This window comes from Vallitalea guaymasensis, assembly GCF_018141425.1.
Taxonomy (GTDB): Bacteria; Bacillota; Clostridia; order Lachnospirales; family Vallitaleaceae; genus Vallitalea; species Vallitalea guaymasensis.
Genome location: NZ_CP058561.1, coordinates 3,033,231 through 3,047,675, shown reverse-complemented (window position 1 = coordinate 3,047,675; position 14,445 = coordinate 3,033,231). Strand labels below are relative to the sequence as shown.

The 14,445-nt window shown below is 28.5% G+C and carries 13 protein-coding genes; 4 read left to right on the top strand and 9 right to left on the bottom strand.

Annotated elements, in window-relative coordinates; genetic code table 11:
- The first annotated feature begins 305 nt into the window (after nucleotides 1-305).
- A complete protein-coding gene (locus HYG85_RS13345) occupies nucleotides 306-683 on the top strand; it encodes a metal-dependent transcriptional regulator (RefSeq protein ID WP_113673405.1) in 378 nt (125 codons plus the stop codon).
- A 35-nt stretch (nucleotides 684-718) separates the two neighbouring features.
- Here the strand turns inward: HYG85_RS13345 and HYG85_RS13340 are convergent, their stop codons facing one another.
- The 5 genes from HYG85_RS13340 to HYG85_RS13320 are packed head-to-tail and all read right to left on the bottom strand — an operon-like array spanning nucleotide 719 to nucleotide 5,023.
- Entirely contained in the window at nucleotides 719-1,942 is a 1,224-nt protein-coding gene (locus tag HYG85_RS13340; RefSeq protein WP_276515037.1) for a TrmO family methyltransferase domain-containing protein, read from the bottom strand.
- 50 nt (nucleotides 1,943-1,992) lie between these two features.
- Nucleotides 1,993-2,739, bottom strand: coding sequence for an ABC transporter permease (locus HYG85_RS13335; RefSeq protein ID WP_212690077.1), 747 nt, complete (start codon nucleotides 2,737-2,739; stop codon nucleotides 1,993-1,995).
- Nucleotides 2,733-3,695, bottom strand: coding sequence for an ABC transporter ATP-binding protein (locus tag HYG85_RS13330; protein WP_212690076.1), 963 nt, complete (start codon nucleotides 3,693-3,695; stop codon nucleotides 2,733-2,735). Before HYG85_RS13330 ends, HYG85_RS13335 begins: the two co-directional genes overlap by 7 nt.
- Entirely contained in the window at nucleotides 3,682-4,155 is a 474-nt protein-coding gene (locus tag HYG85_RS13325; protein ID WP_212690075.1) for a GyrI-like domain-containing protein, read from the bottom strand. Before HYG85_RS13325 ends, HYG85_RS13330 begins: the two co-directional genes overlap by 14 nt.
- Complete coding sequence (locus HYG85_RS13320) at nucleotides 4,145-5,023, bottom strand: AraC family transcriptional regulator (RefSeq protein ID WP_212690074.1); 879 nt, start codon at nucleotides 5,021-5,023, stop codon at nucleotides 4,145-4,147. Before HYG85_RS13320 ends, HYG85_RS13325 begins: the two co-directional genes overlap by 11 nt.
- Nucleotides 5,024-5,212: 189 nt before the next feature.
- Here HYG85_RS13320 and HYG85_RS13315 point away from each other — a divergent pair, with 189 nt between their 5' ends.
- From HYG85_RS13315 to HYG85_RS13305, 3 genes are all read left to right on the top strand, one after another.
- The gene (locus HYG85_RS13315) at nucleotides 5,213-6,700 is read left to right on the top strand and encodes a phytoene desaturase family protein (protein ID WP_212690073.1); all 1,488 of its coding nucleotides are present in this window, start codon (nucleotides 5,213-5,215) and stop codon (nucleotides 6,698-6,700) included.
- A 264-nt stretch (nucleotides 6,701-6,964) separates the two neighbouring features.
- Nucleotides 6,965-8,227 carry a radical SAM/SPASM domain-containing protein gene (locus tag HYG85_RS13310; RefSeq protein ID WP_212690072.1) on the top strand — a complete coding sequence of 421 codons (1,263 nt, stop codon included), beginning with the start codon at nucleotides 6,965-6,967 and terminating at the stop codon, nucleotides 8,225-8,227.
- Between the two features lie 388 nt (nucleotides 8,228-8,615).
- Nucleotides 8,616-10,244: an ABC transporter transmembrane domain-containing protein gene (locus tag HYG85_RS13305; RefSeq protein ID WP_212690071.1), complete on the top strand. Its 1,629-nt coding sequence runs from the start codon at nucleotides 8,616-8,618 to the stop codon at nucleotides 10,242-10,244.
- Nucleotides 10,245-10,415: 171 nt separating this feature from the next.
- On the opposite strand, the gene HYG85_RS13300 is transcribed toward HYG85_RS13305, so the two are convergent.
- The 4 genes from HYG85_RS13300 to HYG85_RS13285 all read right to left on the bottom strand — a co-directional run bounded on the left by HYG85_RS13300 (nucleotide 10,416) and on the right by HYG85_RS13285 (nucleotide 14,317).
- The gene (locus tag HYG85_RS13300) at nucleotides 10,416-11,348 is read right to left on the bottom strand and encodes a flavodoxin domain-containing protein (RefSeq protein WP_212690070.1); all 933 of its coding nucleotides are present in this window, start codon (nucleotides 11,346-11,348) and stop codon (nucleotides 10,416-10,418) included.
- A 121-nt stretch (nucleotides 11,349-11,469) separates the two neighbouring features.
- Nucleotides 11,470-12,327, bottom strand: a complete 858-nt coding sequence (locus HYG85_RS13295; protein ID WP_212690069.1) for a DMT family transporter — start codon at nucleotides 12,325-12,327, stop codon at nucleotides 11,470-11,472.
- Nucleotides 12,328-12,515: 188 nt separating this feature from the next.
- On the bottom strand, nucleotides 12,516-13,250 hold the full coding sequence (locus tag HYG85_RS13290) for a GGDEF domain-containing protein (protein WP_212690068.1): 735 nt from the start codon (nucleotides 13,248-13,250) through the stop codon (nucleotides 12,516-12,518).
- Nucleotides 13,251-13,468: 218 nt separating this feature from the next.
- Complete coding sequence (locus HYG85_RS13285) at nucleotides 13,469-14,317, bottom strand: GNAT family N-acetyltransferase (RefSeq protein ID WP_212690067.1); 849 nt, start codon at nucleotides 14,315-14,317, stop codon at nucleotides 13,469-13,471.
- Between the last annotated feature and the right edge of the window lie 128 nt (nucleotides 14,318-14,445).

Sequence of the window (14,445 nt, the reverse complement as noted above, 5' to 3'; positions counted from 1 at the left end):
AATTAATTATACACTATTCTATACTATTTTTCAATATTTTTGTGTTTATTGTTACTTTTTAATAAATTAATGAAATTTAATATAATACATCATATTTCTTTATAGTCTAAAATAATACTTTTTTCTGTAAATTTCGATGTATATTTACTAATATTGTATTATCTACATGGTAAATATTGTATTAATATAGTTATTTCTGCTATAACATTTATTGATAAATGTCATAAAAATAGTTATTAAATAAAATATTTTAATAATAGTATTTATTTGATATAATGATATAAGAACGTAAAGGAGTAGATTTGATGGAAAAACTAACTTTCACTATGGAAAATTATCTAGAAGCAATATACGAATTATCAAGAGAAGGTAATGGAAGTGCAAGAGTATCTGATATCGCTAAACGTCTTGGTGTCACAAAAGCCAGTACCAATAGCGCCATGACCACATTAACTAAAAAAGGTTTAATAATTAATGAAAAATATAAAGAAATCGTATTAACAGAAAAAGGAAAAGTTATAGCTGAACAGACCTCTCATAAACATCATGTCATCAGTCGTTTCTTAATAGAAATATTAAATATAGACCCAGTAATAGCTGACAAGGATGCATGTGCTATTGAACACGTTATCAGTGATGAATCCGTATCAGCTATGTTAAATCATTACTTAAAAAATGACTGAAAACAAATTCTGTTTATCAGTCATTTTCTAAATTATTATTTATGCCCTAACCATCCTTCCCTAATTATATAACCTCCCAAATCTCCACCTTCTGGTCCCATCTCAATAACATAATCCCCTCTTTTGATTAACATAGGGTTATGCTCAATAACTATAACAGTCGCCCCGCTGACTTCCCTACTATCAGTACCGTAAAAAAGCTGTTTCTTGAAATCCTCTGATAGATTCTTGAAAGGTACTTCCAAATCTTCCTTCATGTCATCAGCCAGTGCGAGGACTTCTCCTTTCATCCAGTTAGCATTAGGCTTATCCCTAAACTTTCTTAGGTTTCCCCACCAGAGAGAAGCTCCATTTAAAATTGATTTCTCAGGATTATCAATAATAAGATTAACATCTATTTTCATTTCTTCCCCTAATCCTTTACAAACAGGGCACATATAATCTGGATTATTATAACTGAATACGGAAGGTGTCAGTGGGAAAAAAATACTTCCACATTTACTGCAAACATTATTTTTAGGAACAGTTTCATTACAATAAGGGCATACTCTTTCACCTATGGTAGCATATAGTAGTCTTAGATAATCTCCAATTCTAGACACTGAACCAACTGTTGATCTGGGATTCATTCCTAGGTTTCTCTGTTCTATAGCTATAGCAGGTTGTAATCCAGTTATTCTTTTAACTTTTGAATCATTGTAATCATTATCTATGTGTGTGTTGGAAGCAATCAAATCCATAAACTGCTTTCTGCTCTCATTATAGATGGTATCAAAGGCAAGACTAGACTTACCACTTCCGCTAACTCCTGTTATTACTGTAATTTTATCCTTTGGTATTTTTACAGAAATATCTTTTAGATTATGGATAGAAGCATTTTCAACAATAATTTCATTAGAATTTATATTCTCTAATTCCAAATTATTTTCTGGCTCAAGCTCTTGTATAAAAATCTGTTGATTCTTGTTTATATTTCTGTTAGAATTTCTGTTAGTACTTTGAATCTTTCTACTAGAATCCAGAAACGTTTTATAACCAGTCCAATGTGACACCCAATCCGGAACTTTTACATCATCAAAAACAGCAACAGCATTATAAGGCATGATCTGTAATATATTCGTATCTTCAAAGCCATCAAATCCACAGACTTCAATGAAATGATTAACTTTATCCACAGATTTCACCTTTATAACTGTGGATGCCAGTGGATTAGGTCTTACAGGTGACCTAGTTGCAAAAACTCCACATCTAGGCGCAATCTATAATATAAAAGCACAAGAATTATTATATTCAAATGCTTTTTATTATATCATAATGTAATCTTCTTGAGCCTTCTAAAGGCAAGAGCAAAACTTAAAAAACACAAAACAACAAAGAGTAATATGACAGGTAAGATGTCACCTAACATTATTGATTCTCCAAATATTAGACTTCGTATAGAGTTAATAACATGGGTAAAAGGATTGAGATTGATTGCTGCTTTGAGTCCACCAGACAAATTGTCTACAGGAAATAATGCAGAACTCAAAAAGAAAACAGGAAGTACTATAGCATTCATTATGGTTTCATAGATAACTTCATTAGGAAGCATAAGACTTATGGAATAACATAATCCGGACATAAAGAACGCTGTCAAGAATATCAATAGAATTATCAATAAAACCCCCAAAACCCCAGATGCTACTCTAACCGAGAAAAAAAGTCCTGTAATACATAAAATAGCAATTTCTAAAAAGGATAGTAATACTGATTCCAGCATTTGACCTAGTACTATGGATATTCGACTTACAGGAGCTATAAGTATCCTATAGAAACTTCCATTAGACTTATTGATGAAATTGATTATTCCACCACTGCAAGATGATGCGAAGGCAACTAACACAATAAGTCCAGGTAAAATAAAAGCAGTGTAATTAGTGTTATCTATACTTTTCATTGTCTGTCCTGCTACAGCACTATATAGAACAAGCCAGATAAAAGGTTGTAATACTGGTATCAATATTGAAATAGGATTCTGAAAACGCCATTTCATATTACGCCATAGAAAATTCAGCATATAAGTACCTCCCCTCTATTATTGTTTGAATCTGTTAATGCTAAGAATACATCTTCTAATGTTGGTTCTACAATCTCAATTGCACTGAAATTCACATTATTATCTATCAGCCATTTGTTGATGGCTTTAAACCCTATTCTACTATCTTCTACCCCTACAAAAATAGAATTATCTCTTGTCTTACTGAACTTGATTAAACCAGTACTATCAAGCATATTTTTATATTTTACAACTTCCTTCTTGTTAGTGAGTACTATATGAATCATATTCTGTCTGATAATCCCTCTTAGGTTCGAAGATGTTCCATGTGCTAATTCTCTACCTTGTTTCATAATACAAATATTATTACTCAACTGGTCTGCTTCTTCCAGATAATGTGTTGTAAGAAAAATGGTAGTTTTATATTCATCACGGATCTTTAATAACATTTCCCACATTGATTTTCGTGACATTGCATCCATACCTACAGTTGGTTCATCCAAAAATAGTATTCTAGGAAGTGATACCATATTCATTGCTATATCCAATCTACGTTTTACCCCTCCTGAATATGATGATGTAGGATATTTTAGATAACTTACAAGACCGAAACTATTAATCAATGAATTAATCCTTTCTCTTGCTACTTGTTTATCCACTTTATACATCCTGCTTTGAAACATCATATTTTCCATAAGGGATAGATGTTCATCAATGGAAATATGCTGTGCCACACAAGCTATCTGAGTACGAATCCAGGAAGGGTCTATACATAAATCTTTACCTAAGATGGTAACTTTACCAGATGTGGGTTTATAAAAAGTTGTTAGTATATTGATTAGAGAGGATTTTCCTGCTCCATTAGGTCCTAGAAGAGAAAATATCTCTCCTCTATTCACTTTTAGATTCAAACCATCAAGGGCTTTAACCCCATTTTTATATTGTTTAACCAATTTGTCAGTCTCAATCGCCAGCATTATTTTCCCCCTCTTCAATAGGGAATATTATCTCTGTAATATACTTATCTGGATTACCTTTGAGTATTAGTCCAGGTCCTTTTATATATACTTCTCTCCAAGGTGGTTGTACCTTCAGATTATTTTCTTCTATATAATTTCTCATTGCTTCATAAGCCTTTGGTAATCCATCATATCCTCCAATATGTGTAAGACATGCTGCTCTTACCCTTGGTAACTCTTTTATTGTTATCCCTTGACTATTGGGGGTTTCACCAGTAGGAACACATAATTCCAATTCACCTATACCATTCTTTTTATCTATATCATAATAAGCAAAAAATGGTGCCCCGTTTGATTTTCCTCTGATAGATTTAAATACATTGGGAAACTGTCTGGAAGCTTGAGTAATATTTCCTTTATAACCCATTGCAGCTACTCTTATTGGTTCTATATCTTTGATATTTATATCATATTTCATTTCCTTCCTCCTTGATCTTCTTAACTCCTATCCATACTTCTGAATGCATACCTTTTGATTTATCACCCCTTACAGGATAGACTTCTATATCTGGCAATTTTGCATATTCATAACTAGAGAATGGTAACCACTCCGTTAAAAAACGTCTAAATATGGTTTGAATTGATTCTGGTAAAGGACCATCACATTCAAAAATCACCCATGTAGCTTCTGGTATTTTCAAGACAGACATGTTCTCTGGAACCTCTTTATCTGTTGATGCACCAATATAGTAATATATCTCTTCTGGATTTTTATATTCAGTGATGCCTAATACACCCTTTGGTTCTTTATCAGCCAGTTTACATATTTCTGTAAATATATTGCTATCTAATGTTTCTCCCCAAAACTTTGGCACTATCTTAAAATTCTGTTCTACTTCTTCTTTCAACGGAACTCTGATCCCAACAATCCTTATAGGACTTTTTTTCTCAATTCTATACCTCATACTTTCACCCCCAGTAACCTTAATACTAAAACTAATAGGTGGATAAGAGTTTAAAATGGTACCCTCTTTTCTAGCAGCAGTAGGTGAAACACCATGAACCCTCTGAAAAGCACGATTAAAAGAAGTTGGAGAATCATAACCATATTTCAAGGCAATATCCGTAACTTTTTCATCACTTGTCTGTAGTTCAAAAGCGGCTTTTGTCATTCTTCTACGGCGTATATAGCTTGATAGTAGAACATCTGCTACATAGGAAAACATTCGTTGAAAGTAGTATTTTGAACAACAAGCAATCTTAGCAGCTTCATCATATGAGATATCTCCTGTCAAATTTTCTTCTATATAATCAATTGCTTTACTTAGTTTCGTTAACCACTCCATTTTTTCACCTCCTGAGTAAAAGTTTAGCACAATTAAAATTTTATATCTTCTCTTTTAGTGTCCTGTTTTGTAAACTTTTATTTAATGGATTTTTTATTATTAATAAGCATTATTTTTTATCTCACAATAAGTATAATTTATATCAAAAAATCAAAAAATAAGTTATTACCTTTTGAAGGAGCAATTAAATTGAATAAATCCGTAATAATAGTTGGTGCTGGTGTTGGTGGCTTGGCTACAGCTGTAAAATTATTAAGTAAAGGATATAATGTGACCATATATGAAAAGAATACTAGAATAGGTGGCAGAGTTAATCTTATTGAAACAGATAATTTTAGATTCGATCTCACCGCCTCTATATTGATGACACCTGAAATATATAAGGATGTTTTTAGATATGTTGGTAAGGACTATAAAGATTATATTAATTTTATAGATTTAGACCCTATCTATAGAGCATTCTATTTTGATGGGAGTCATTTTGACCTTTTCAGGGATATTGGCAAACTCACTGAAAGCTTGGAAACTTTATCAAAAAAGGACTCAATAGGCTACTATAAATTTTTATCTAAAGTATATGAAAAATATTTAATCGCCAATAAATATTTTCTTAATAATTCTTTTAGTCAACCTCTTGATTTCTTTAACTTTGTTTCATTACAAAAAATGTTGAAAATCAATACATTCAGTAATGCTTACACTCATATATCCTCGTATATAGATAGTGACAATCTACGGAATCTAATTGCTTTTCAATCTCTATATGTTGGTATATCTCCTTTTGACGGTCCTAACATCTACAATTTAGTTCCCACCATAAGTCAGCTATATGGTCTTACACATCTTGAGGGTGGTATGTATTCATATATAGAAGCATTAGAAAAAATGATTTATGAATTTGGTGGAAAAATAATAACTGATACTCCTGTCGAAGAAATAGTTATAGAGAATGGTTCTGCAACAGGGATTAAAAGTAAATCTGGAATTGATAAAGCTGATATAGTAGTGTGTAATGCAGATTTTCCATATGCCATTAAAGAATTAATTAAAGATAATGAAGCTAAAGGTAAATATACTGATAAGAAAATATCTAAAATGAAATATTCCTGCTCTACATTTATCATGCATCTAGGTCTTAAGAAAAAATATCCTGAGCTATCAGTTCATAATATTTATATTGGTGATGATTTTGAAAAAAATATCCAATCAGCGTTCTTTAAAAACGTTCCTGAGAATCCTTCATTATATATATATTGTCCAAGCAAAATAGATGATACTATGGCAAAAGAAGATATGGAATGTATAAATATAACAGTTCGTGTACCTAATCTATTATCCAATGATATTACTTGGAATGAAGAAACCATCAACATAATGAAAGATAGAGTTTTTGCTCAACTTTCTAATATAGAAAGCTTATCAGATATACAAGAAAATATCATTTATGAAAGTGTAACAACTCCTTATGATATGTTAACAAGATTTAATTCTTATGGGGGAACTTCTTTTGGACTTAGCCCTACTCTTTTACAGACCAACTATTTTAGACCCCATATAAAATCACCTACTGTAGATGATTTATACTTTGTAGGAAACTCAGTTCACCCTGGTACAGGAATTTCTATTGTGTTATTGTCTAGTAAGCTTGTGGTGGAAGAGATATTGAAAAAATTGTAGATTGTTGTTATTTGTTATTTTAGCTAATTATATATTTTTCTTTAAAACTATCAATGTATATTATCTTTTAATTTACTAAATTTAGTTTTTTGCAGCTTTAGCTTTATAGAATTAAAATTTTCCTAATAATTATAAAACCAGTCTAAATCATTCTATTAATATCAAATTATTTTTACAATATCAAATAAAAACATTGATATTTTATATTTAATGCTGTAAAATATTATTAATTTATACACAATATTAAATTAAGGGGTAAATTTAATGTCAATAAAAATTAAAGAAAACAACAAATTTTATGTTTATAATGATAATGTAATGATTTTTTTACCAGAAATAGAATATAAAGAACTAGACATTGAAAAATATAAAAATTCATTCAATGATAAATTTTATGATTTTCCATCTTCTATTGCAATTAATATGATAAATGATTGCAATCTTAATTGTAATTATTGCTATGCAAATCAAGGAAACTATAATAAAAAAGGCATAAAAATTAGTGTACCTAGTGCTAAGAAAGCCATTAATTACATTGTTAAATGTATAATTGATAATGGTGAGAAAAAAGCTAAAATCACTTTTTTTGGTGGTGAACCATTGTTAGCATATAATGAAATTAAAAAACTTGTTTTATATTGTAAAAATGAATTTCCACAAATAGATTTCAGATTCGGAACTATAACAAATGGTACTTTATTAAATTCGGCAATGGTTAATTTTTTCGAAAAAAACAAATTTGGATTATCTATAAGTATTGACGGTGATAGATCAACACACGATAAATATAGAAAATTTATAAATGGAATGGGATCATATGATAAAATTATTAGTAACATAAAATTATTGAATGATTATTCAAGATGTTCAATAAGAATAACTATAACAAATGATAATTATAAAATTGATGAATATATAAAAAGTTTATTAAAGGAAACAGATATCAGAAAATTCACATTTGGTATAGATACTAACATATCAACTGATGATTATGAAAAGTTTTTTATTCATTATAATAACCTTTATAGTAATTATTTAAAAGATATTAAAGAAGGATTTTATTATGATATAACAAATATTACAATGCCAATAATACATTTAATATATAGAGCAAAATCATTCTCTTATTGTAAAGCAGGAACAGCTTATTTTGCTTTGGCATCTGATGGCAAAATATATTCATGCCATAGATTTGCTAGCAATATTGTCAAAGAAATAACTAATATAGATAATATAAATATTATAAATGAGTATTCAAAAAATTTTAAAAAAGAACAAATTAATCATAAAAATAATGTAAATAATGAATGTTATTCTTGTGCCTTTAAAAATATATGTAGCGGAATATGTCCATATGATACTTACGTTGAAACTGGAAAATTTCTTGGATATTCAAAAAGAATATGTAAATTAAGAAAAAAAACGCTTATAAACATGTTTTCATTAATTGCTAAATTAGACCAAGAAAAAACAAATGTAAAAAAAGATTTCATGACATACATAATTAAATCAAAATCAAATGGATAATAATCATATATTATATGATTTATTATAATTTTATATTAGTTATATTTGTAAGATTGAAAATAATTATTACGGTTAATATACATATAGTATCATCTAAAAAATATTTGACCAATTAGGTACAAATCTACTATTATATTAAGTAGAAGTGATACATTATTTAGATTTTACACTATACTAATATTCTACAAATTTTTGTACAGAAAGGAGAAAAATAAATGGAAATGATTAGCAAAGAAGTATTAACTTTTTTTGAAATTGAATCAGATGAACTCCCAAAACTTGTTGATTTAGGCGTCGTGTGCGAAGGGGGTTCTGAAGGCGATTTAGGTTAATAAGCTTAATAAGACAAGATTTAAATCTTGTCTTATTAATATTTGAGGTGAAAATTATGAACTTTTCCTTTTCAGAACTAAAAAACTTTTTTAGATTAGTAATACGTTATAAAAAAGAAGTAATAATCGGAATAATACTAATATTTATTCCTCCATTGATAATGGTTCAAATTCCATTAAAAGTCAAAGAAATCTTTGATGAAATAATTCCTGAAAAAGACATTGAAAGATTGGTTATATCAATTTTGATGATTGCTATAATGTTCTTAACTAGTAAAATTATAGAATTTATTCATGGGGTTTTATTTTATGAAATAAATTGTAAAATAGTAAAAAATATTAGAGCAGAATTATTTAACAAAGTTATTAATTCAAACTTTAAAGAATTAAATAACTTTAAAATTGGTGATTTAATTACTAGAATTGAAGATGATATTAAGAATACTCGTGTGTTTTTTGTTGATAATGTTGCCCGCATGCTTAGTAATTTTATATCATTATTGATTAGTATATATATGATGATTAGATTGTCATATATACTTAGTTCTATATCATTATGTTCATTAGTTTTATATATTATTATTTCAATTAAATTTAGGCGAAAAATAGAAGTTTATTCAGAAAAATATATCGAAAAAATTACAAAGTCCAAATCAATTTTAATTGAATTTCTAAATAATATTGATGTTATAAAAATAAACAATCACAACAAGTTTATATCTGAAATATACGATAAAACACTAGTTGATAAAAGAGATGCAAATATCCAATTAGGTAAAACAAGAAAATTTGGTACAACGTTAATTGAATCATTATTAAATATTACTCCATATTTTATCATATTTTTAGGTGGAATATTTGTCATTAATGATTATTTTACAATTGGTTCAATTATTGCTTTCATTGAATATATTAAAAAAGCAATGAAAAACTTAGAAAATATAAATGAATATAATTTTGATATTGGAAATGCAAAAATCTCATTAAGACGTATTAATGAAATTTATAATCTACAAGAAAATAACCTTATTGATAATAGCAAGAACAAAACTATTTTTGTAGAAAATTTAACTGTTTCAAGAAGTAATCGTAAACTAATAAATAAATTTAATTTAGAAGTTTTACCATATGATAAGATAGCCATCTGGGGTATATCTGGTTCAGGTAAAACTACTTTTTTAAAAATTTTATTAGGTATTGATTATAATTATTCAGGAAATATATATACTTCTGAATACACAAATAAAAATTATTTTTACATAGGCTCCTATATTAAGTCAGACCCTTATGTTATTCAAGGTAATTTAAAAGATAATATATTAATGGGAAAAAAATATAATAAAGAAAAATACTATAAAGTTTTAAAGGATACAGCATTAATCAATTTAAATGATACAATAAATATAAAGAATTGCTCTCATGGTGAAAAACAAAAAATTTGTTTAGCAAGAGCACTATATTCAGAAAGCAACATAATTTTAATAGATGAAGGTTTATCTAATATTGATGTTATTGATTTAAATAAGATAATGGATAACTTGATAAATATTCGAGATTTAACAATTGTTATGATCACACACAATTTAGATATAGTAAAGAAATTCAAAAAAATCATCCATTTTGATCAAAAAGAGATATCTTTAAAGTCTTTATATGAATTTCAAAAAGATGTTGATATCAAATAATTGGGATTATAATATAACATCAAATTAAATACCCTATAAATGAATAAAGTGTGTAAATTAAATCTAATCCAGGTCATTTTACACACTTTATTTGTTATTTTATTTATTATTTAATACTTTTAAGTTTTAATATTTTGAATTTTATTAGTTATTGTTTTGTTTTTTCTACTCTTAGTTTAAATTACAATACTGCTTTACCCCATAGCCCCTTTTCTTCAATTCAGAGCTCAATATTTCCACATGTTCAATTTTTATACTGATAAGATGTAATGGAGAAGGCAGCTTTTCTTGTCTTATTCCTCTTTCCCTGAGATAAGCAAGATATTCTTTACATTCATCTTCAATGATTTCTGCTTTTCCTGTCATTTGTAAACCAGCTAAAGTGTTCATTCCTTGAAATGAATCATAGACTGCAATAGAAACATAATTATTCAATAATATATTAGCAAATTTGAACCCGCCTTCACTTAAAATATACATATGACCTTTATTGTATGTATACTCTACTGGTGTAGCTCTTACTTCGTTATCATATCCTGTAGCAAGCGTACATGTATTATGATTTCCTAGAAATTTCTCAATATAGATTTTCAATTCTTCTATTGGCATCTTAATGAAGTAATCTCTTAGTTTTCTAATATATAATCCATACTCTGTTATTTGTTTTACATCAAATGAGTCAACATCCTCAAATGGCATTCCATATGCATTACTAAAATTTTTCATCATAGTATAATCTTCATTATCCAACTGTTCAAGTAGAAGTCTACCACCTATAGCCTTGGTAGAAACAACACTTTCTTTTAGTATATCTTGTAAAGGTGTTAAATATATCTCTGCCCCCTCTTTCCTTAAACTAACGCAGAACAATATTACTTTTTTGTTCTTGAGCCATTCCCTATTCATATATACAAAATCATATATCTTAGGACTAACTTTCTCCGCATAGATAGGTGTCCCTATAATAATATAATCACTATTTTTATATTCATCTTTCCACTCATCTGTTGTACAATATGTTGCAGGACCTAATACCATAGCCAAGTCCTTAGCAATTTCTTTAGTAGACCCGTACTTACTTTCATAAACGATAATTGTATCCATAATAACTCCTCCCTAAAAATCATAATACCATTTTTATTTTATTTAACTACGTTAATGTTAATTCACAAGTAATTAACTAGTTCATTATATGAAGTATTAGAAACTTTAATGTCCTATGATTTTATTCCTCAATGCGTTTATTCTGGTATATAAATGCAACTACAGCTGTAACAATAATTAAGATACTTCCCAATAAACTAAGCCAATCTGGCAATTCTCCCCATACAAGAAAGCCCATTATTGCAGCAAAAATGATAGTGGTATAGTTATATATAGATACTTCAGAAGCTGGTGCATATTTATATGCAAAAGTCAATCCATATTGACCCATAGCTGCAAAAACACCTGTTCCTATTAAGTACACCCACTGCATACCCATAGGCATCTGAAAGTTCATTATGGTCAATGGAATCATCACGATAACAGAAACGAAAGAAAAATAAAACACAATAGTAGATGGATTTTCTTTATTTTTTAATGATCTCACTATTGTATATGCCGCTCCTGCACATATCGCCGAGAGCAATCCTGCTCCTGCTGGCAACACTTCAAAGCTGAACTCAGGCTTAATGATTAACATTGCTCCAATGAATACTATAATTAATGAAGAAATCTGAATCTTATTCAATTTTTCTTTTAGGAATATGCAAGCAAAAATAGTTACAAAAAAAGGTGATAACTTGTTAAGCATCGCCGCATCTGCCATAATCAAATTGTTGATGGCGTAGAAATAAAAAACTACTCCTCCTAATCCTAGAAGAGATCTTCCTAACAGATATTTTTGGTTCTCCTTTTTCCCAAACATAGGTGTTTTTGTACGATAAATAACGCTTAGTGCAACAAATAAACTTACCAAGTTTCTAAATAAAACTTTTTCAAATGTTGGTATATCTCCAGCCAATTTCACCATCGTCTGCATAAGAGCAAACGCAATCGCAGAAATCAGCATAAATAGTACTGCTTTAGGTTTATTATCCATAATTGTCCTCCTACATTTCTGAGATACATTATACTCTATCTATTACCTATTAACAAGGTTCAAAGTTATCATATAAAAATAGAAAAAGTACCATTCTATAAAGTTAATATCAGAATGGTACTTTGAACAAATTATTAATATACTAATTATATCCTATTATATTAATATATGTATATTTCTTCATGATTTTACACATATTCAATACTAGTATTATTTCTTCCATTTCTTTTGGCAATATATAAATTATCATCAGCAATTTTTATTAGACTATCAGTATCCAGATTACAATGACTTGTATGTACGATTCCCACGCTAACAGTGAAATTAATTTCTTTTTCGTTATATATTATACTGCTATTTAATTCTCGTCTAATTCTCTCACCAATAACTCCCGCTTCATCTTTTGTTACTTCATGCAAAACAACTATGAATTCTTCTCCCCCAAACCTACCAATCAGTTCTTGCTTTGGTAATAACTGTTTAATTATTGTACCTACTCTCTCAAGGACTTTATCTCCACCAGCATGACCATAAGAATCGTTAATACGTTTAAAATGGTCTAAGTCGAATATAATTACTGCTAAGCTATCTTGCTTTTCAATGGATACCTTAACTAATTGCTCATATAATTCCATGAATGAGGTTCTATTCAACAACTTAGTCAATCCGTCTATTTTAGATAATTTAATTATTTCATCTTTCATCTTTATTATCTTTTTGTACACTAGAGTTGTGGGAATGGAAGTTGATAGTGAAGCAACAGTTGCAGCTGAACAAGCTATTATTAAAGCAATCATATAATTTTCATCTAACGTAATTCTCATTATAAATAAAGTCAATAACCCAGATATGAGTACACTAATAAACCATATAAAAAATATTACCATCTGTACTGAATGCTTCCTTACGAGTTTTTCGAACATAATGGTCACCTCATCTGTTGGTATATTATATGCTGTCTAACATATCTTACTTATATTATATATTATTTTAGCATAATTTAATAGTTAAACAATAACGATGTAGTTAATATGGACAAAAACTCAATTTATAATAATTCCAGAAAAAATTCATACTATAAAATACAAGCCCTAGAACTCATTGTGGAGTTCTAAGGCTGACAAAATAGCTATATTTATTATTAAGCTAACCACTTATACATCTCTAATTGACTTATTGATTCCATCTTCATATTCAAATGATTACAAAAAGTATGTACCTGTGAATTGTTAGTATATGAGACATTAAGCTCTTCTGGTTCTAATTCTGTAATAACTTTGTTCAATAATGACTTTCCATATCCTTTCATACGATACATTGGATGTACCCATAAGTAAATTAAACGTTTATTGGTTGCTACAATTCCTGCAACAATGTTTCCCTTTTCCTTAATACCATAATAGTTACACTCTATATTTTTGAAATAAGGAAAATCACTTTGCCATGGTAAATGTGAATATTCAATTTCTCTTAAAGATCTAATACACTCGAAAGTCATATCTTCCACTTTATTGTCATAAGGGCTTATACCTATGTTGCTCTTATCTTTAATTTCCCATTTTCTATAAGTTAAATTATATACCTTTTCATAGCCCATCTTTTTATAAAAGTTTATAGCTCTGTCATTACCTTTTATTACTTCAAGAAATAACTGCCTACATTCAATTTCTTTAGCTTTCTTCTCATGATGTTCCATTAAAGTCTTAGCCAGTCCATTACCTCTTTCAGAAGGAATAAGTGACATACCACCACATCTTAACGTCTTGACATTTTCCCCTTCTTTAATTCCTCCCAGAATTATACCTACTGGTATATCTTCTTTGAATGCTATAAATGAAAGTTCTCTATCATTTCCTTCTGGTCCGAAGAATCTATTAATAAAATATTTTTCGTCCATCTCAACATGTATCATATAGTCTGCAAATCCATCTGTAAAAGCTTTGAATACAATTGAATCTGATACCCTAGAACATTTTTTAATTTTATACATACATTATCATCCCTTCAAAAGTATTTGGTTCAATTAATTATACACTCTCTTAAGTATCCTAATTTGTTATTAGATTATAATATATTCTTATTATATATCAATAATGTATAGTATAAAATATTAAATTT